General features: G+C 45.5%; 15 protein-coding genes and 1 tRNA gene. 9 read left to right on the forward strand and 7 right to left on the reverse strand.

The window, feature by feature from the left end:
• Positions 1 to 133: 133 nt before the first annotated feature.
• The 3 genes from AWB54_RS11490 to AWB54_RS11500 are packed head-to-tail and all read right to left on the reverse strand — an operon-like array spanning position 134 to position 2,991.
• Positions 134 to 2,179 (reverse strand): ATP-dependent DNA helicase, encoded by a 2,046-nt coding sequence (locus tag AWB54_RS11490; RefSeq protein WP_061214748.1) that lies wholly within the window; start codon positions 2,177 to 2,179, stop codon positions 134 to 136.
• A 56-nt stretch (positions 2,180 to 2,235) separates the two neighbouring features.
• Positions 2,236 to 2,532 (reverse strand): DUF3343 domain-containing protein, encoded by a 297-nt coding sequence (locus AWB54_RS11495; protein WP_061214749.1) that lies wholly within the window; start codon positions 2,530 to 2,532, stop codon positions 2,236 to 2,238.
• A gap of 27 nt (positions 2,533 to 2,559) precedes the next feature.
• On the reverse strand, positions 2,560 to 2,991 hold the full coding sequence (locus tag AWB54_RS11500; protein WP_061214750.1) for a PaaI family thioesterase: 432 nt from the start codon (positions 2,989 to 2,991) through the stop codon (positions 2,560 to 2,562).
• A gap of 221 nt (positions 2,992 to 3,212) precedes the next feature.
• Here AWB54_RS11500 and AWB54_RS11505 point away from each other — a divergent pair, with 221 nt between their 5' ends.
• From AWB54_RS11505 to spoIIP, 3 genes are all read left to right on the forward strand, one after another.
• Positions 3,213 to 3,755, forward strand: a complete 543-nt coding sequence (locus AWB54_RS11505; protein WP_061214751.1) for a hypothetical protein — start codon at positions 3,213 to 3,215, stop codon at positions 3,753 to 3,755.
• A gap of 124 nt (positions 3,756 to 3,879) precedes the next feature.
• A complete protein-coding gene (locus AWB54_RS11510) occupies positions 3,880 to 5,160 on the forward strand; it encodes an adenosylhomocysteinase (RefSeq protein WP_061214752.1) in 1,281 nt (426 codons plus the stop codon).
• Positions 5,161 to 5,248: 88 nt separating this feature from the next.
• A complete protein-coding gene (gene spoIIP / locus AWB54_RS11515) occupies positions 5,249 to 6,202 on the forward strand; it encodes a stage II sporulation protein P (protein ID WP_061214753.1) in 954 nt (317 codons plus the stop codon).
• On the opposite strand, the gene AWB54_RS11520 is transcribed toward spoIIP, so the two are convergent.
• A complete protein-coding gene (locus tag AWB54_RS11520) occupies positions 6,180 to 6,503 on the reverse strand; it encodes a MurR/RpiR family transcriptional regulator (RefSeq protein ID WP_174520065.1) in 324 nt (107 codons plus the stop codon). The genes spoIIP and AWB54_RS11520 overlap by 23 nt on opposite strands.
• 213 nt (positions 6,504 to 6,716) lie before the next feature.
• On the opposite strand from AWB54_RS11520, the gene AWB54_RS11525 reads away from it, so the two are divergent.
• The 6 genes from AWB54_RS11525 (at position 6,717) to AWB54_RS11550 (ending at position 14,428) form a co-directional block, all read left to right on the forward strand.
• Positions 6,717 to 8,099, forward strand: a complete 1,383-nt coding sequence (locus tag AWB54_RS11525) for an MFS transporter (protein ID WP_061214754.1) — start codon at positions 6,717 to 6,719, stop codon at positions 8,097 to 8,099.
• Between the two features lie 125 nt (positions 8,100 to 8,224).
• Positions 8,225 to 8,299, forward strand: a tRNA-Arg gene (locus AWB54_RS11530).
• Positions 8,300 to 8,615: 316 nt separating this feature from the next.
• Entirely contained in the window at positions 8,616 to 10,205 is a 1,590-nt protein-coding gene (locus tag AWB54_RS11535; RefSeq protein WP_061214755.1) for a Hint domain-containing protein, read from the forward strand.
• The gene (locus AWB54_RS11540) at positions 10,192 to 13,548 is read left to right on the forward strand and encodes a LamG-like jellyroll fold domain-containing protein (RefSeq protein WP_061214756.1); all 3,357 of its coding nucleotides are present in this window, start codon (positions 10,192 to 10,194) and stop codon (positions 13,546 to 13,548) included. Before AWB54_RS11535 ends, AWB54_RS11540 begins: the two co-directional genes overlap by 14 nt.
• 275 nt (positions 13,549 to 13,823) lie before the next feature.
• A complete protein-coding gene (locus AWB54_RS16390; protein ID WP_235811175.1) occupies positions 13,824 to 13,934 on the forward strand; it encodes a type II toxin-antitoxin system HicA family toxin in 111 nt (36 codons plus the stop codon).
• A gap of 98 nt (positions 13,935 to 14,032) precedes the next feature.
• Positions 14,033 to 14,428 carry a type II toxin-antitoxin system HicB family antitoxin gene (locus AWB54_RS11550; RefSeq protein ID WP_061214776.1) on the forward strand — a complete coding sequence of 132 codons (396 nt, stop codon included), beginning with the start codon at positions 14,033 to 14,035 and terminating at the stop codon, positions 14,426 to 14,428.
• 14 nt (positions 14,429 to 14,442) lie between these two features.
• On the opposite strand, the gene ligD (AWB54_RS11555) is transcribed toward AWB54_RS11550, so the two are convergent.
• The 3 genes from ligD (AWB54_RS11555) to ku form a co-directional block, all read right to left on the reverse strand.
• Positions 14,443 to 15,351 carry a non-homologous end-joining DNA ligase gene (ligD, locus tag AWB54_RS11555; protein WP_061214758.1) on the reverse strand — a complete coding sequence of 303 codons (909 nt, stop codon included), beginning with the start codon at positions 15,349 to 15,351 and terminating at the stop codon, positions 14,443 to 14,445.
• 129 nt (positions 15,352 to 15,480) lie between these two features.
• Positions 15,481 to 16,410: a non-homologous end-joining DNA ligase gene (gene ligD, locus AWB54_RS11560; protein WP_061214759.1), complete on the reverse strand. Its 930-nt coding sequence runs from the start codon at positions 16,408 to 16,410 to the stop codon at positions 15,481 to 15,483.
• Between the two features lie 2 nt (positions 16,411 to 16,412).
• Entirely contained in the window at positions 16,413 to 17,243 is an 831-nt protein-coding gene (gene ku, locus AWB54_RS11565; RefSeq protein ID WP_061214760.1) for a non-homologous end joining protein Ku, read from the reverse strand.
• Positions 17,244 to 17,430 lie beyond the last annotated feature (187 nt).

Raw genomic sequence — 17,430 nt, forward strand, 5'->3', positions numbered from 1 at the left:
TATTACCTTTTTTAATAGATTGCGTAGAAAAACGGGAATTCGGAAGTAATAAACCCGCACTAAAATCACCCCTTGCCTGAAGATTAGATTTCGCTATATTCTATGAAGAATGAAGAGAAATGTTACTCCCCGGCTAAACCCATTTTTTTAACTCCTGGGTAAACTGCCTACTACTCAAAACGCGGGGGTTTTTAAAAGGCAGGCTATTTAAGAATACTTTACTATAACTGCTCTTTCCTAACCTCGCATCCAGTATAACTATGGCTCCCCGGTCATTTTCGCCGCGTATCAGTCTGCCTACCCCCTGTTTTAAGCGAATAACGGCATCAGGAAGTAAAAAACGGCTGAAGCCGCTTTGATTTAATTGTTGATAATACTTCTCCCAGGCCTGGCAAAAAGGTTCATCAGGAGAACGAAAGGGTAATTTGATAATCACCAGACATTTCAATAGATCCCCTTTTAAGTCAATACCTTCCCAGAAGGTATCCAGACCCATAATAACGCTTCTTGGATGGGCAGTGTATTGTTCTCTGAGGGTCTCGAATCCCCCATCCTCGTTCTGCACCAGTAATTTAACCTGGCGCTGTTCACAATAAGGTCTTAAAATGCCAGCGATATCCTTGAGCTGTTGTCTGGAGGTAAAGAGAATCAGAGTTCGGCCTCCAGTTATATCTATTATTTGGCTCAGTATTCCTGCCAATTTTTCCTGGTAATCCGGTTCAGCACGAGCAGGCATATCGTCTAGTAAAATATATCCAGCTTGCTTTTCATAATCAAAAGGCGACTTTTCCAGGAGGGTTTTTAGTCGCTCTTCTTCCTGCAGTTGACTCAAACCAAACTTATTAAGAAAATAGTCAAAGCGCTCTTCTACAGCGAGGGTGGCAGATACCAGCACCAAACTCTCCAACTTGTGGTAGAGACGATTTTGCAGTTCACCGGCTATACAAACAGCTGATGATGATACAGCCTTAACCTTTCCCCGTTCACAATCAAGCCAAACTAACATATCACTTTGAAAAGAATGTTCTTCATTGATCTGAAAAGCGTGGTCAGCTTCCTCTTGTAGAGAAATAATTATACGAGAAAGCTCTTCGCTTTCTTCCACCCCACCCATGCCCTCTTCCAGTTTCTTCAAACCTCTTAAAAGCAGATTAATACTATCCTGCCAATCCCGGTGAATCTCCAGTGCTTCGAGAAACCAGGTTTTTTCCAAATCTGCTGCCTTAATCACCAGCGTTGCTTCATAGTCATTTTTGGAGGAAAGAGGCCGATTCAAGGCAGAAAAATATTCTTTCAACAACTTTACCACCATACTGATATGGGTCAGACATTCCTCAAGAAGTTCTCTATCTGCGAAAGACAGTTCTCTAATATGTGGAAGATAAGCTTTTTGCAGGTATTCCAAAAGTTCCATGCTATCCCCAAAAGAAAATCGCATGGATAGCTTATCAAAAGCCTCCCGGTCCAGGCTGTGAGCCTCATCAATTACCAGGTGATGGTATTCCGGTAATAACCGGTTATCAACTTGCACATCAGAAAGCAAAAGGGCATGATTGGTAATTATGATTTGGGACTTCTCCAGCCTCTTTATCATTTTTAAACGGAAGCATTTTTCATGATAAAGACATTTTTCTTTGCGGCAGCTCTTACGATCGGCGGCCAATATATCCCAATGCTTCATTAAAGCACTGCTGAGGCGGAGTTCTTTTCTATCCCCGGTTTCGCTTTCTTCGGCCCAGGGCAAAACTGGCTGCAGAAATTCAATTTCCCCTTCCTGCAGGCGCTTCTTCCCGGCCAGAATATTAATATATTTATTCCAACAAAGAAAGTTCTCCCGACCCTTGGCTTCGGCACAAGTAAAATCAGCCTTGATCACCCGTTTAACATCCGGCAGGTCTCGCTCGATTAACTGCTGTTGCAAAGCTTTAGTCCTGGTAGCTATTACCACTTTCTCGTTTTCCTGCAGTGACCATAAAACAGCCGGAAGCAGGTAAGCAAAAGTCTTTCCCACACCGGTTCCAGCCTCCGCCAGCAAAAATTCCTGGTCAGATAAAGCCGCACTAACAGCTTCTGCTAAATTGACCTGTTCCTGGCGAAACCGGTAATCCGTAAGCAACTGCTCCATGGGCCCGGAGGGTTCAAAATATTTCTTAATTTCGTCAAGTGGATAAAGCGGCATGGTAAAACCTATCCTTCCAGCAAAACCGCTTCAGCAATAGTGAAACGGTTTTACTTTTATTCTGCTTTGAATACTTGAATCTGCTCCACCCGGTTTTTTTTGCCCTCTTTTGCTACCTGGTATGTCCCCTCAATATGTACCTTCTTGCTGCTCAGGTAATTATAATAATCGGGTAAATTGGTCGGGGCAATTTTTATGGATAACCCACAACTGGTGGAAATCTCGCGCAAAGTCGGAATTACCAGAAAATCCGCCTGACGCGACTTCAAAAGCTTCTCCGCCTTTAAAGCATGGGAAGTTGAGGCAAAGGTCAGCAATGCATAATTATTGCTCCTTAAAAGCTCATTGCTCAATAATCTCAGCTCCTGACTCTAGTACGATTAGTTATTCAAATCCATTTCTCCAGTTTTAAAATAGCTGGCCTTACTGTTGGATAGGAGTCGATTGCCGGCGCGTACTTCCGCCTGAGCAAAAAGCATGTTTTTTCCCGCTCTTAACACTTCTCCGCGAGCAATTACCGTTTCCCCCTGCTGGGCTGAGGCGATAAAGCCCGTGGAACAATCTACCGTTACTGCTTTGATACCCAGGCTCCTGATGGCATTGCCCATGGCTGCATCCGCCAAGGACATCATTAAGCCCCCATGGGTAACTCCCAAAGGGTTGGTATGTTTGAGGTCAACCTTTACCGACAATTCAGCTAAACCTGGGCCAATTTTGATGACCTGGATGCCCAGCAGTTTGTAATAGGGGGTATCACCAATTGAATCTGCAATATAGCGAAACAACTCCTCATCAATACCCTGGTTTTGCATTTTAATATCATTCTCCTTTAAGGTAATTTCTTGCCATTATAGCATAAACTTGGCCCTCTCATAATCATTACTAATATTATTCCAATGAAATAAAATGCAATCGTCTACTTTCCTCTACCATAGCCAAAAGTCTGGGTAAATTGAGCAAATATTCTTCCATCCTCCATAAATATTATTTCTCTGGCTGATACAAATTAATTAAAATGGAGGGAGGAAATACAATGCTTAATAATAATAAAAGAATGCTCATAATTACTGCTTTACTAATATTTATAGTTATGATCATAACTATCGTTTACGCTAATATTAACGGAAACAAAAGTTCGCCACAAAAACCACAAAGTAAAACACCAATACAACAAAAAGATAATTCCCCAGCAGAAAAGTGGTATGTGCAATTTACCGCCAAACAACAGCAGACAACCGCTTATACCGAAGAAATCAATGCACCGAGACCAGCTAACGGACAGTACTACTTCACTGGCGGTATTGCGGTACATCCTCGTTACCCTGGTTATGACCCCCGAGTACCTATAATTCCTTTTGGAACAGTTGTTTATCCCTCCCCTCCCCTTGAAATTAACGGGAACAAGTATCATTCGCTGGTAGTCATGGATACGGGCGACATCCATTATGGTTTGTGGGGGAACTACCCTTACTGGTTTGATGTCTATTTTGGCAACACTGAATATTACAATATTAAAAATGCCAAAAAGTATGGGGCCAAAAAGCATGACTACCACTGGTATGAAGAATGGAAGTAGCCTCTTTATCTTTTGTACTTTCCTATACCAGGCATTTTGTTTATAATATGGATGTCTCCTGCTTTAGCCTTTTGAAATAATCTCTATTGCTAGAATTTTAATCAAATATAATAGGAGGTCCAAAATGAATGCCCTTTTAAAAACGGATGCCAGCAGCCTTTCCATTATTAAAGACTGCTCCCTGGCCCCTGATGGTTTTAAAAAGTTAGAATGGGTTAGTAATAATATGCCTGTTCTTAATAAATTGAGAGAGGAATTTGCCGAGAAAAAACCCCTGGCTGGAAAAACCATAGCTTGCTGCCTGCATCTTGAGGCCAAGACCGGCTATCTGCTGCAGACTTTGCAGGTAGCCGGAGCCCGGGTTATAGCTTGTGCCAGCAACCCTCTCTCCACCCAGGATGATGTAGTCGCCGCACTGGTAGAGTCCGGTATTACCGTTTTCGCCCTTCATGGCGAGAGCCCGGAAGAATACCAGCGCTACCTGGAATTAACTCTGGATACTTGTCCCGATGCTCTTATTGATGACGGAGCTGATATGGTTACGACCCTTATCAAGCAGCGCCCCGAACAGGCTCAAAAGCTTATAGGTGGCTGTGAAGAAACCACGACCGGTATAATACGCTTAAAATCTATGGAAAAGGATAAGGCTCTTCCTTTTCCGATGATGGCAGTAAATGATGCCTATATGAAATATCTTTTTGATAATCGCTATGGTACCGGCCAATCAGTATGGGATGGGATCAACCGCAGCACCAACCTGGTGGTAGCCGGGAAAAATGTAGTGGTAGCCGGTTACGGCTGGTGCGGCAAAGGTGTATCCATGCGAGCTCTGGGTATGGGAGCCCGGATAATTATTACTGAAATCGACCCGATTAAAGCCAATGAAGCTATTATGGATGGCTTTGAAGTAATGCCTATGTCAACCGCTGCTACCCTGGGAGATATCTTCATTACTGTTACCGGAAATATAAATGTGATTCGTAAAGAACACATAGCAGTAATGAAGGATAAAGCCATAATGGCCAATGCGGGACATTTCGATGTGGAAATCAACAAAAATGATTTGGCTGCTTTAGCCGTAAGCCGAAGAATAGTTAGAAACAACATTGAAGAGTTCAAACTGGCAGATGGCCGCAGACTCTATCTACTGGCGGAAGGTCGTCTGGTTAACCTGGCCGCTGGCGATGGTCATCCGGCTGAAGTAATGGACTTGAGTTTTTCCCTGCAGGCTTTGTCTCTGCTATATGTAATTGAAAACAGGTCTCGATTGGAAAACAAGGTATATAATGTCCCGGACAGTATAGACCAAAGGGTAGCCTGCTTAAGATTGGAGGCAGAAGGTGTAAGAATTGACGAGCTAAGCTCCGAGCAAGAGAAATACCTGGCTAGCTGGGATCCTTATTAAATCGAATAAATAATTTCTGAAACTCTCACATAAGACCAGCGCTTTTTTCACATAATACAAACAAAGATTGTGAAAAGGCGGTTTTTACATGGATACTATCACTAAAAGATATATCTGGCTTTTTTTTGCTGTACTTATGGTACTAATGGTAGGAGCCTATGTAATACACACCGCCTACTCTCCACAAAGCAAACCCCAACCCGGCAATGACCTTAATTCTCAAAGGGCCAGCTATGTTACCATTCGGGATAGTGAAGGAAAAGTAATCCTGGAAACAGGCATTCCGGTTTATGAGCAGGACGAATATATCAGTGAGGATAACTTGCACTATGTCATAATAAGTATTAGTGGTAGCAATGCCGTGGCCAGGAAAAAGGATATTGACAAGTCAGAGCTTAATTCTGTCAGCCAAAAGCTGAATGCCGCCTCCATCACCTATCCCCATACGGTAGAAGCTCAGGCCCTGCTAAATCCTCATCATGTGGTAATTTATCACACTCATAGTGATGAATCGTATCTACCTGATTCAGGCCGCCCGGGTAAACCTGGTAATGGTGATATCTTTCAGGTAGGAGCAGCCCTGGCTGAATCCCTGACCAAAGCCGGTATAAGTGTTCACCACAGTTATAATCCCCACGACCCGCATGATATTAATGCCTATCACCGCTCCCGGCGCACCGTTACCCAATTGTTGAAAGAAAGGCCGGATGCATCTTTTGACATACATCGAGATTCAGCCCCCTTAAGTTCATATGCCACTACTATCAACGGTATAGATACTGCCCGGGTAATGATAGTTATTGGACGCTCCAATCCTAACCTTAACCCTAATCTTAACTTTGCCCGGAGCATCAAGGCCGCTGCGGACGATCTGCATCCAGGTCTAATGCGCGGTATTTATTTGGGGCAGGGGGATTATAATCAAGATCTCTACCCTACTTCTCTCATATTTGAAGTTGGAACCGAAAGCAATTCCCTGGATGCCGCTCAAAAAGCAGTTCGCTACCTCGCTGATGCCATTATTGCAGTGATAGGTTCTTAAACTTTCCATTTTCTGCTTTTCTTTTTACTTTCACCTCTTCCGTTATTTTAAATAAATCGTGAATAAAATTAGCCCCCCGGGAAATAATTATCCCGGTTAGAATCAAGCCTAGATAGGGAATATTAATAGGCAGTCCAACGGTGGCAAACAAATCTATTCCAGTTCCCAAAGCTATGGTAATCCCCAGAACAAGAGCACCCACCCTGTCAATGCTCAACTTCTTCTTTTCCCATATCAGCTTTAAACTTTCCCATAGTTTTTCCGTCAATATTGCCGCTAATGCCAGTTGGGTAAGAGTCATAGCCATCCACTCCTTCATTTTTAGAAAGCTAAAATCGGAGCCACACCCTCTTATCAAAAATTGCCCGTTCAGCATTATTACAGTACATTGATTTTATTCTGAAAGCTGTTAACTGGTGATTTTCTAGCCCGGAAACTGTTATAATAAGCACAATTGTTCACTATATTCCAATTAACTATGGTTGTGAAAATTGTTTACCCGGAAAGGAAAGCAATGAAGCTAGAAGAAAAATGGCGTGTGTTAATAATTATTTGCATCGGCATATTTATGTCCACGGTCGATGGTAGTATTTTAAATATCGCCAATCCCACTATTGCCCGGGAGCTTTCGGTCAGCATGCGGGAGATTCAATGGGTGGTAACAGCTTATATGCTCGTAATCACCACTTCCCTGCTTTTCTTTGGCAAGCTGGGAGATATGCTGGGTAGTAGTAAAATATACTCTTACGGTTTCCTTATTTTCACCATAGGCTCCTTATTATGCAGCCTCTCCCCTTCCCTGGCTTATTTAGTGGCCGCTCGGGTTATACAGGCCATAGGGGCCAGTATGATGATGGCAACTGGAATCGGGATAGTCTCCAATGCCTTCCCCCCCGGAGAGAGGGGTAAAGCTCTGGGCATTACCGGCAGCATAGTAGGTGTAGGGAATATGACCGGTCCCAGTTTAGGGGGAATTCTAATAGCCAACTTCACTTGGCCGGTGATATTTCTCATCAATGTTCCCATCGGAATCCTCGCCTTTTACCTGGGCATGAGGTATTTGCCCCAACAAGCAAAAAGCCTTGCCCCGAAGAAGCACGACCTGGGGGGACTGCTGCTATTTGCCCTGTCAACCATCATCTTGCTGCTTTCCTTCTCCGGAAGCCATGGTATTGAATGGAAACTATTCAGCCTGGGGCTTTTAATTATGCTCTTGTTCTACCTTTATGAAAAAAGAATTTCTGACGCCATACTGGATTTAGAGCTATTTAAAATAAAAAACTTTTCTCATGGCAACCTTTTGGCCTTCGCCGCTTACAGTGCCCAGACCTCGGTTTTTTTCCTTATGCCGTTTTTTCTGGAAAACCTCTTGCATTACCCCCCGGCCTTTTCCGGTTTGATTATGACCATACCACCGGTTACCATGGCCATAACCGCTCCCCTCGCCGGAGCTCTTTCCGACCGCATCGGCAATAGAAGGATTACCCCCTTATCTTTTCTCTTTATGACCTCTGCCTACCTGCTATTGTCTACTTTGGAGCAAGAGAGCGGCCTGTTAAAAGTTGCCGGTAGTCTGCTGTTGATGGGAGTTGGTATGGGCTCCTTCGGTTCCCCCAACAGCAGCTCCATCCTGGGGTCCATTCCGCGTGAAAAAGCTGGCTATGCTGGCGGATTCATGGCTACAGTCAGAAACTTTTCCTTCTCCCTGGGTGTTGCCGCCTCGGTCAGTGCTTTTGCTTACTTCCTCAGCCTTTACCAGCAGAAAACCAGCTATATCGCCGCCTATGCCGGAGCCGCCCATTCGGTTTATAGAATAGCCGCGATAATATGTATCCTGGCTTTTTTACTTTCCCTGCTGGAACGCGAGCCAGCAAGAAGTACGGAATCCCCAGAGTAGTTTCCGGCTGCTGGCATCCACAGGAACTGCATCCCTATTTCAAGCAGCTGCAAATCTCTGGAGGTAGTTTTTGTGGTTTTTGACCTGCCGATAATATTCTGCTATAATTGCTATGCAATAATTATGCGCCCGTAGCTCAGTGGATAGAGCACCGGCCTCCGGAGCCGGGTGCGGAGGTTCGATTCCTCTCGGGCGTACCATAAGTAAAATCGGCACTTTCAAGGATTTATTGGAAGTGCTTTTTTATTTGACACAAATTTTGGCGCCTGTTTTGACATTAATTTATATGCATTTTTTTACATTTAGAGTTCTTTTGCATATATTTCCCAAGCATCTTTCTTTCCCGAAACAAACCTCCTGTTCTTCAGAAACTGAACAAAACCATAACATCTCCGGATTGAGTCAAAGAAAGAAATGACACCAAAAAAGTGTAAGCAAGAGGAGAGTAAAAATAAATGATATTTGCTGGAATTAATGCTATATTAATGAAAACAAATTATGAAAGAGGGGATTATAATGCAGGACTACTTTGCATCACTATACAAAACAACCCAGGCGCACAACCTGCAGCGTAACCGATCCATGCCCTTGAATTTTGCCCGTGAAGAGGATTACGATTGCTTCTGTGCCATGTGCGGCGGAGTTGACCATTTCCAGCAGGAATACCCGCAATTATATGCGCTGGCTGTCAACACTCGTCAGCACTATGTTGATCATTATCGGGATTCATCCGCAGCCAAAGGTTTTGTAGATAGCTGTATGGTCAATGACATCACCTATGACCAGGCCGGGCAAAAACTCACTTCCTTCGGCACGGTTTGTCTGACCCAATTTGCGCTGCGCATGTTTGTAACCTTGACCCTGTATGACGGGAATAATATTATCGGCTGCAATACGGCATTCGGCAACGGGCATAAAAATCTCACCATTACCTGTACGGTTGAGCAGGTGAATCTGCCCAACCACAATATCAAGGCGATTTTGCATGCCACCTGGGAATTTGCCAACAGCAATTTATTAAACTCCTATATAACTGAGAGCACCTTGCTGACCTCGGTGGCTGAGGTTATAGACCATATCGATATCACCGACCCCGTTCATAAAAAATCCGGCCCGGCTGACGACATCGGGGTTTGTTATGCCCGCACTCCTATAGCTGCCGAAAAAATCGATTACAGCTATCCGGAAGCTCGTACCCCGGAAAGACATCAGAAGCTGTATCTGGACAACCGGGGCCAGGTGGTACTGGCCGGCGGCTACACCTTTGATCGGGTCAAGCCCAACAGTGTAGGGATAATTTTGAACTGCGAAGGCTTTGGCGGCCTTTTCTATAATGGCGACGCTCCGCAATTCCAGGCCCAGGCAGGCGGTTTTAACTGGACGTTTAACCAGTATTGGAACAATTATATTACCGAAAGCGTAATTGCGGGCAATCGCGCCTACAAATTTGATATGGAGGCTATATTCTATGTCCATGAAGATAATCAGGAACACCTCTTAAAGGTTTCCAGTTATCCGATTTCCCAGCCCAGTCCCCACTACAAACAGATTTCCAAGATACATCTGTACTGGGGCTGCCTGGCGGAAGATACCCTGGTGCGGATGGCCGATGGAATCGCCCGGAAGATCCAAGAGGTGCGGATAGGCGACCAGGTGATGGCCAATACTCAAGGGATGCCTGCCACCGTCACCAACGTGTGGAGCGGTACCGATGAAACCCTGTATTGCCTGCGGGCTGACAATGACGCGGAGATTTATGCCACCCGGGATCACCCCTTCATAAGCAGAAATGGTTCCAAACCGCTTATCCTGCTGAACGACCGCGATGAACTGCTGATGGAGGACGGCAGCTACAGCCGCATAAAATACGCTTATCCGCTCGCTTTCGGAAAGAGAATCTTCAACCTGGATCTGAGCGGCGAAGCGCACACCATGATCTGCAACGGATTTGTGGTAGGCGACAACTACGCCCAGGGGTTGGCTATCGATTACCTGAACCAAATCGAGAATATTGATGTTCCCGCCGAGGTTATTGCTGAAAGTGAAAAACTGAGCCGCAACTGGCAGGCGGCCATAAAAGAGGTGCTGAACCATGAAAAATATTAACCGCAAAAACATCAATGGGCTGAGAACGTATAACGACAGTTATATGCAGCATAACCCCATCCCGGATTTCACCCTGGGCGGATCCCGCCCGTTCACGCTGCAGGTGTTTTTCAGCCTGCTCAGTGACAGCTCGCGGGGAGTCCTGTACCGGCAGGAAGGCGTCTTTGAGCTGGGCATAGAGGAAGGCATGATATATTTCAACGCTCCCGGCTTCTGCAGTTTAAAAACCGATTATCCGAACGAGGTAAAGCTGGTCCCCCAGTATTTCTATTACGCCGCGATAAGCTATGATGGAACCGATACAGCCCTGTATTTGCAGGGCTATCCGGTTTTAAAACAGACCAAAACCGGAACAGCGGCAGTCAACAATAATAATTATGACATAGGCTGCGGTCATAACGGGTATGTTACTGCCATTCAGGTTCACGACCAGGTCCTGTCGCCGGAGCAAATTCTGGCCGCTGCCGCCAATCCGCTGACTTCATCCGAGCACTGTGTGGCCTGGCTGGATTTCTCCCAGCGCCAACCGCTTGATAGAAGCAAGAGCCAGCTTAATATCTGGATAGCAGGAGATAATACCAAACACAGATCTGCAATCGTCAATCTGGTGGCTTGCACCGCCTGGGACGGCAGCGGCTGTGCTCTGCTGACCAATAACCTGTCCACTGAACCCACCGCCTATTCCATCATTGGCAAGGTTTTCCCGCAGCGTACCCAACTGGCGCAGATCTGTCTGTATTCCAACCGCCGTGATGATAGAAGCAGCGGTTTGGAGATTCTCCTGCAGAAAACTGCATCCAACAACTTCAAGCTGGTTTTTGCCAACGGTACTGCGTCAATTGTTTCCGAGCGGGAGTTACTGCCTGATCAGTGGGGTGATTTCGCGGTTACAGTAGCCCATAACCATGTAACCCTGTATGTAGATGGCACTGCCGACAATAGCGGTACCGCCACCCGCCCGCTGGCCGGCAGGGAGACTGCCGTTATCGGTGCCCGCACTATTGACGGACGGCCTGACTACACGGTGGGCTACAAAGGATATATTGACTATATGGCTGAGTTTGATGAGGCTTTAAGCCCGGAAAAGATCAACAGCTATATTGACAATCCCCCCTTCATATTTGACCCGCACATAGTATCCAATATGTTTATGGCCCAGCAGTATCCCCAGGAAATCGTATATAACAAGCCGATTGCCCTGGTACGCAACGTCCGGTTTGTCCTGGCGGAAAACACCAATCCACTGGACTGCGAGAAAGGGGTTGCCTGTTTTATCCCCACCGAAGAAGATCCCCTGTGGGGCACATTGACTCCCGAACAGCAGTGGCAAATGGAAACCGACAGCAAAACCAGCGAGGAGGTCACTCACTCCGTATATGGGGTTCAGGCAGCCGGCAGCGCCGGCATGTGGATGCTGGGGTCAACAGGACTTCGCCGCCGCCGCATCCGGGGAGTAGAGTATCAGGAAGTCCCTATGGAAGAAGTAGCCGAAGCCAGACCAGTACAGATTGCGGCCCAAACCGGACGCGCCGGGGCCATGTCCTTTTTCAGCTGCGGGGGCATAACCGCCGGTTTCGGTACTCTATTGCAATCACCGGTCTTCTGGGGAGTAGTAGCCGCATCTGCCACAGTTGCAGTAGTAGCTGCGTTAATCATTGCGCAAGACAAAAAACGTCCTGCGGCTGACGGCGAACTGCAGATAGTTTCATTGAAGTTTGATCACGATGCCGACCCCTCCCTGGGTAGTATTCATTTTCGCAGCAACCAGAGCAATGCTCCGGTAAGCATGGAATTCAGCAAAGGCAGTAATGAGCAGATTAACATGAGCGGAGTATTCATACCGGCCTTGCTGACCAACCCCCGTCTGACCATCACGGTCAAATTCGTATCCTCGACGGCTGAATCCCTGCGCTGCAAGCTGTCGGCGCAGGAGCTGGACAGCGCCCATCCGCTGCTGGGGAATGTAAGTACGAATGAAATCAATATTGCCAAAAATGAAACTAAAACCATCGATGTTAATCTGAGCCTGTCTGATCTTATCAAGAATGCCTCCATAAGCAAAAACAGCAACACCTGGAAATGGTCATTCCAGGATCTGGACAACAAGCAAAGCAAGTTTATAATCAATTCCAATCACCTGGTTTACACCCTGCCGAACACTCCCAAACACCCCTGGAACAGTGCCGCCGGCGCCTATAACGCCGGGGATATCACTTATGTATGGACTGATGTGATTGATGTTTTGATAAAGATGGTTCCGCCTGCATCAACGGATGTGATCGGTGCGCTCACAACTTCCCACAATAATTCGTCATCATTCAGATATGATACTACGCGTGGGGCTTCATTCTATACCGATGATCAGCGTCGGGTTAAAATGAGCAAATACTTGAATGATCGCAGCAGTCCTACCCGCAAACCCCTCAATTGCACTGACTGCGCCAATCTTGTTGCCACTCTGGCGGCATCAGCCGGAGTTCATGCTTATACCAATATAATGTTTAGCAATTTTAATCTTAACAAAATAATACCCATTGGCTGTGACAATGAAAATCCTAACTGGATAGTTCCTTTTGGGGGCGGGTTTTCCTATCATGAAATTACCCTAAGCGAGCCCACCGCCCGTCAGGATATCGGCATCTATGATGCTTGTTTGAAAGTGGATCAGAGCCAATACCCGGGTCAGAGCGATGTAAGCGGGAAAACAGCTTATCTGCCGGCGAACTATGCCTATGCCCAAACCAGCAGCCCCAAAGTAAATGTTCCGGTTAACACCCCCTATAAAGGAGCGTTTTACCGGGAACGCCTGGTAAAAGATCAGCAAGTGGTCAACATGTATTTAATGGCACTGGAACCGGTCGGAATAAGCAGCGAGGTAACGAGCATGGAAAGAAAGAGTATTGACAATTCTTCATTAGCCAAATTCAAGAAGATGATTCGGGCGCAATTTGGGCTGGATGATTTGCCGATAAGCAATCGACCCGCCCGGCAGGATTTTACCCCTCGATTCTCGGCTGTAAACCTAATTAAAGATGCCAAATTGATAGAAGACATTGCTTCGCAAAAGATCTGGCAGATAACTGCGGCAGATGGCCGGGATTATACGGTGGATATTAATGTGGCTGATGATGAACACACCGCCCGGGAAGTGCTGGTGGAAAGATTATCGAAAATAAGTAATCCCGATATCATAAGAAACGATCCGCCGGTAGCCGGCGATATATCATTTACCGTTGCTGGGCAGAGCGTACTGTTTGTCCGTAATAATATTGCCGTTACCGTATTCTTCGGCCCGCAAAGCAAGCCCCTGGCAACAGCCATTGACCAGCAAATCATGACCTAATATGTATTATAAATCCATTGGCTGTATAGCAATGAGAATGCACGAGAAAAAGCTGGTGTGTCAGGACGCTGACAAGCTGGTTTTTCTCACGAAAAAAGGTAAACTGCTGCTATTCCAAATAAAATATTTTGTATCTTTATGCTTAAGAAATATTGACGTACGTATTATTACGTATTATGCTATCAGACAACAGGAGGATTTAACATGACAGAGCGGGAAATCCTAAATTATTAAAGGAAAATGGATGGTATATAGAAGAAGGTAGAAAACACCACCTGGCTACTAATCCTGATAAACCTGGAATTAAGATACCTATACCAAGACATAAAAAAGAAATCCCAATAGGCACCCTGAATAATATCCTCAAGGCAGCAGGACTAAAATAAATCCGATCCTGGGGGTAATTAACTACTTTGAAAGGAGAATAAGTCTGAAAGAAATCTTTCATGACGTTTTGTGCCTCAAGAAAGGAATGGTTATAATTATGAAATATGTTTATCCCGCTGTATTCACCATAGATAAAAAAAACAGCTATACTGTAGCTGTACCCGATTTGCCCGGGTGTTTCACCTTCGGGGACTCGCTTGTTGAAGCTATAGAAATGGCACGTGATGCCATTTCTATGTGGCTGGTGGACGCCGAAAACAAGGATGAAATAATTCCTACACCAGGCAAGATTAAAGATATTCCTTGTGAAGCAAACAGCTTCATTAATCTAATTGATATTGATACAGTTGAATACCGTCGCGAGAACGATAACCATGCGGTAAAGAAAACCTTAAGTATTCCTAATTGGTTAAATACCAAAGCCGAAAAAGCCGGTATAAATTTCTCTCAAACCTTACAAAAAGCATTGAAAAATGAATTGGGGTTAGAATAATAATCCTTTGAACGCTAATAAACCCCCAATGTCGCCATGGCTTTTTTTAGATCCTGGCGGTCGTATAAAACATCAGCGAATAAATCGCCTACCTGCTGAAGTCGCTCCGGCAGGGTTTTAATCGTAAACTGATCTGGTCTTACAGACTCAAGTTCCTGCCACTCAATCGGGGTGGAACAGGGAGCGCCCTTATGAGGACGAACGCTGTAAGCAGCACAGACAGTTTTGCCCAGGCCGTTTTGCAGGTAGTCCAGGTAAATCCGAGGCCCCCGGCGTTTCATGGCTCTCTCGGTGGTAGCAATATCGGGAACCACCTGGCAAACCATCTCCGCCATCGCCTGGGCCACACGGCGTATTTGGCTATAGGTATAACCTTTGGCTATGGGGAGGTAAAGGTGAAGCCCTTTGGCCCCTGAGGTTTTGGGATACACCCGGAGGCCGAGACTTTCCATTAATTCCTGCAACAGGCGGGTTACACTAACAATTTGCCCAAAGGTGTTCTGCTCCGAAGGGTCTAGGTCAAATACTATGAAATCAGGATATTCAATACTGCTGATTTGTGATAACCAGGGATGAATTTCAATGCAGGCAAGATTGGCCAAGCACATAAGATCTGCCGTTTGCTGTATCAGGACATAGTTTTTGCTGTCGCCATCACTGCCAGTCCAGGTGAAAGTTTTTATCCACTGCGGAAGGCCTTCCGGGGCATTTTTTTGATAAAATGATTTTTCTCCAATTCCCCGCGGATAGCGGGTGAAGACCAGCGGACGCTCGCTTAGATGAGGAAGCATATAGGGAAAAACCGCTGCATAGTATTCCACTAAATCTCTTTTGCAATAGCCGTCTTCCGGCCAGAGAACCCGGTCCAGATTAGTAAGCTTAATCTCTCTTCCCGCTATGGCTATCGTTGCTGATTCGCCCATAACTCTATTCCTTTCTTTTAAACCCCATGCCCCGAGAACACAAGGATTGATGAAAAGTGAATCTGATTGTGCTTGAACGAATATTAAATAGTAATCTTTTACGCTGACCCCTTACCCCTCACTTCCCTTTTATACATTGCAATCAGCTTCCGAATTTTTCATGAAGGACTTTATCACCGGAAAGCGAAGATGCAAAGAATCTGTCCACTCTAGATATTCAACCTCTACCGCCAATTGAGGGGTGATATAATGTGAACCTGCCGGGGTCGGCTCGGGAAAGGGAGAATCCTTCACTTCCAACCGAGGCAGGGTCTCGGACAGTATTTGCAATTGCTCTGCATCCAGGCCACTGCTGGCTTTACCGGCAAAACTTAAGCTTCTATCACGCATAACACCCAATAACAGAGCATTTACTTGTTTCCCTCGTAAAGTATAACCCCCCACCAGACAATTCTGACTGCGGCGACATTTGATTTTAAACCAATCATCATGTTGTTTTCCCGGGCGGTAGAAACTGTTCTTTCTTTTGGCTACTATCCCTTCCAAGCCCGCCCTCTGAACCGAATTGAAAAGGATAGTTCCCTGAGAAAAATTCTCCACCAGATAAAGGCAGCCTTGATTATCAAAGAGTTCCGCCAGCTGAGAGAGGCGGTCTACCAAGCTTGCTGACCTTAAATCTCTACCATTAAGATAAAGAAGATCGAAAACCATATAGGAAATGGCCAGAGTTTTACTTAAATGTTGAATCTTCATTGGATTCCGGCAGTTATCTCTTTGCATCACCGCTGGAAAGCTGGGTTTGCCCTCACGGAGCACCACGATTTCTCCATCCAAAACCGCAGTACTGGCCTTGATCAAATTGGGCAGATTCTGTAACTCGGGATACTGCCTGCTACGCAGGTTTCCCCTTTTGTTAAGCAGGGTGACTTGTTCTCCGGCAACAGCAGTCAGCATCCGCACCCCATCCCATTTCACCTGATAGAGAAAATCCTCGCTGTCAAAAGCTTGCCCGCAATTTATCGGGTCCATACTGCGGATTTCTCGCAAGAATATTTCCATCGCTAACTTCCGGTTTTAGCCGCTTTCTTTGGGCTGCCCTTTTTCTTCCCCTCATTCTTGTTCTCTTCAGCCAGCTTGACACTGGCCTTCAGAGCTTCCATTAGGTCCACTACATTACCGGCTTGCCGTTCCGGGGCCGGGCTGACAAATTCCTCTCCGGCGATTTTAGCCTCAATCATCTCCCAGAGAGCTTGACGATAATTGTCCTGATATCTTGCCGGGTCGAAATCAATGGATAGATTCTCAATCAGGCTAACCGCCATTTTTATTTCTTTCTCATGCAGCTTCTCTACCCCGATCCCCTTTCCCAATGAAGCAGGGGATCTAATCTCATCCGGATAAAAGATGGTTTCCATAATCAAATGCTCATCCTTCACCCGTAGTACCGCTAATGATTGTTTTGACCGTATCATAATTTTGGCCAGTGCAATTTTTCCTGTCTTTTTCATGGCTTCAACTATGAGTGTATACGCTTTGTCCCCACCTGAAACAGGTTCCAGGTAATAGCTTTTATCAAAATAAATCGGGTCCAGTTGTTCTAATTTTATAAAATCCAATATATCAATGGTTTTAGTGTTTTCCTGAGGGATGCGAGCCAGGTCTTCTTCGCTGATAATAACGTAGTTTCCTTTCTGAAACTCGTAGCCCTTGACTATTTCTTCCGCTTTGATTTCCTTATTGCATTTTGAGCAGACCTTTTTATAGTTTACCGGAGCCATACATTCTTGATGCAGGTAATGGAATTTCAAATCCTTGTTCTCCGTAGCCGAGTACATGCCTACCGGAATATTAACCAGGCCGAAGCTGACCGCACCTTTCCAAAGTGTTTTCAAAAACGACTCCCCTTTCCAGGCTTGTTTAGTTTTAGCTTCTATGCTTTAAGCAAAATTTATTCGTCTGGGGATAAAATGACTTGCTATTGGAGGATAAGAGTTGGAAGAAAATAAATGCTTTTCACTCCAGATATTCAATATTACTTTATTCTACGGGCTAATTGTTATATAACGGTGATTACATCGA

Origin of the sequence: Syntrophomonas wolfei subsp. methylbutyratica, assembly GCF_001570625.1 — a bacterium.
GTDB classification, from domain to species: domain Bacteria; phylum Bacillota; class Syntrophomonadia; order Syntrophomonadales; family Syntrophomonadaceae; genus Syntrophomonas; species Syntrophomonas methylbutyratica.

Excerpts from the sequence above, each read along its gene's own strand:
- AWB54_RS11490 (WP_061214748.1), bottom strand. The coding sequence starts at position 2,179 with ATGCCGCTTTATCCACTTGACGAAATTAAGAAATATTTTGAACCCTCC.
- AWB54_RS11500 (WP_061214750.1), bottom strand. The coding sequence starts at position 2,991 with ATGCAAAACCAGGGTATTGATGAGGAGTTGTTTCGCTATATTGCAGAT.
- AWB54_RS11505 (WP_061214751.1), top strand. The coding sequence starts at position 3,213 with ATGCTTAATAATAATAAAAGAATGCTCATAATTACTGCTTTACTAATA.
- AWB54_RS11510 (WP_061214752.1), top strand. The coding sequence starts at position 3,880 with ATGAATGCCCTTTTAAAAACGGATGCCAGCAGCCTTTCCATTATTAAA.
- spoIIP (WP_061214753.1), top strand. The coding sequence starts at position 5,249 with ATGGATACTATCACTAAAAGATATATCTGGCTTTTTTTTGCTGTACTT.
- AWB54_RS11520 (WP_174520065.1), bottom strand. The coding sequence starts at position 6,503 with ATGACTCTTACCCAACTGGCATTAGCGGCAATATTGACGGAAAAACTA.
- AWB54_RS11525 (WP_061214754.1), top strand. The coding sequence starts at position 6,717 with ATGAAGCTAGAAGAAAAATGGCGTGTGTTAATAATTATTTGCATCGGC.
- AWB54_RS11535 (WP_061214755.1), top strand. The coding sequence starts at position 8,616 with ATGCAGGACTACTTTGCATCACTATACAAAACAACCCAGGCGCACAAC.
- AWB54_RS11540 (WP_061214756.1), top strand. The coding sequence starts at position 10,192 with ATGAAAAATATTAACCGCAAAAACATCAATGGGCTGAGAACGTATAAC.
- AWB54_RS11550 (WP_061214776.1), top strand. The coding sequence starts at position 14,033 with ATGAAATATGTTTATCCCGCTGTATTCACCATAGATAAAAAAAACAGC.
- ligD (WP_061214758.1), bottom strand. The coding sequence starts at position 15,351 with ATGGGCGAATCAGCAACGATAGCCATAGCGGGAAGAGAGATTAAGCTT.
- ligD (WP_061214759.1), bottom strand. The coding sequence starts at position 16,410 with ATGGAAATATTCTTGCGAGAAATCCGCAGTATGGACCCGATAAATTGC.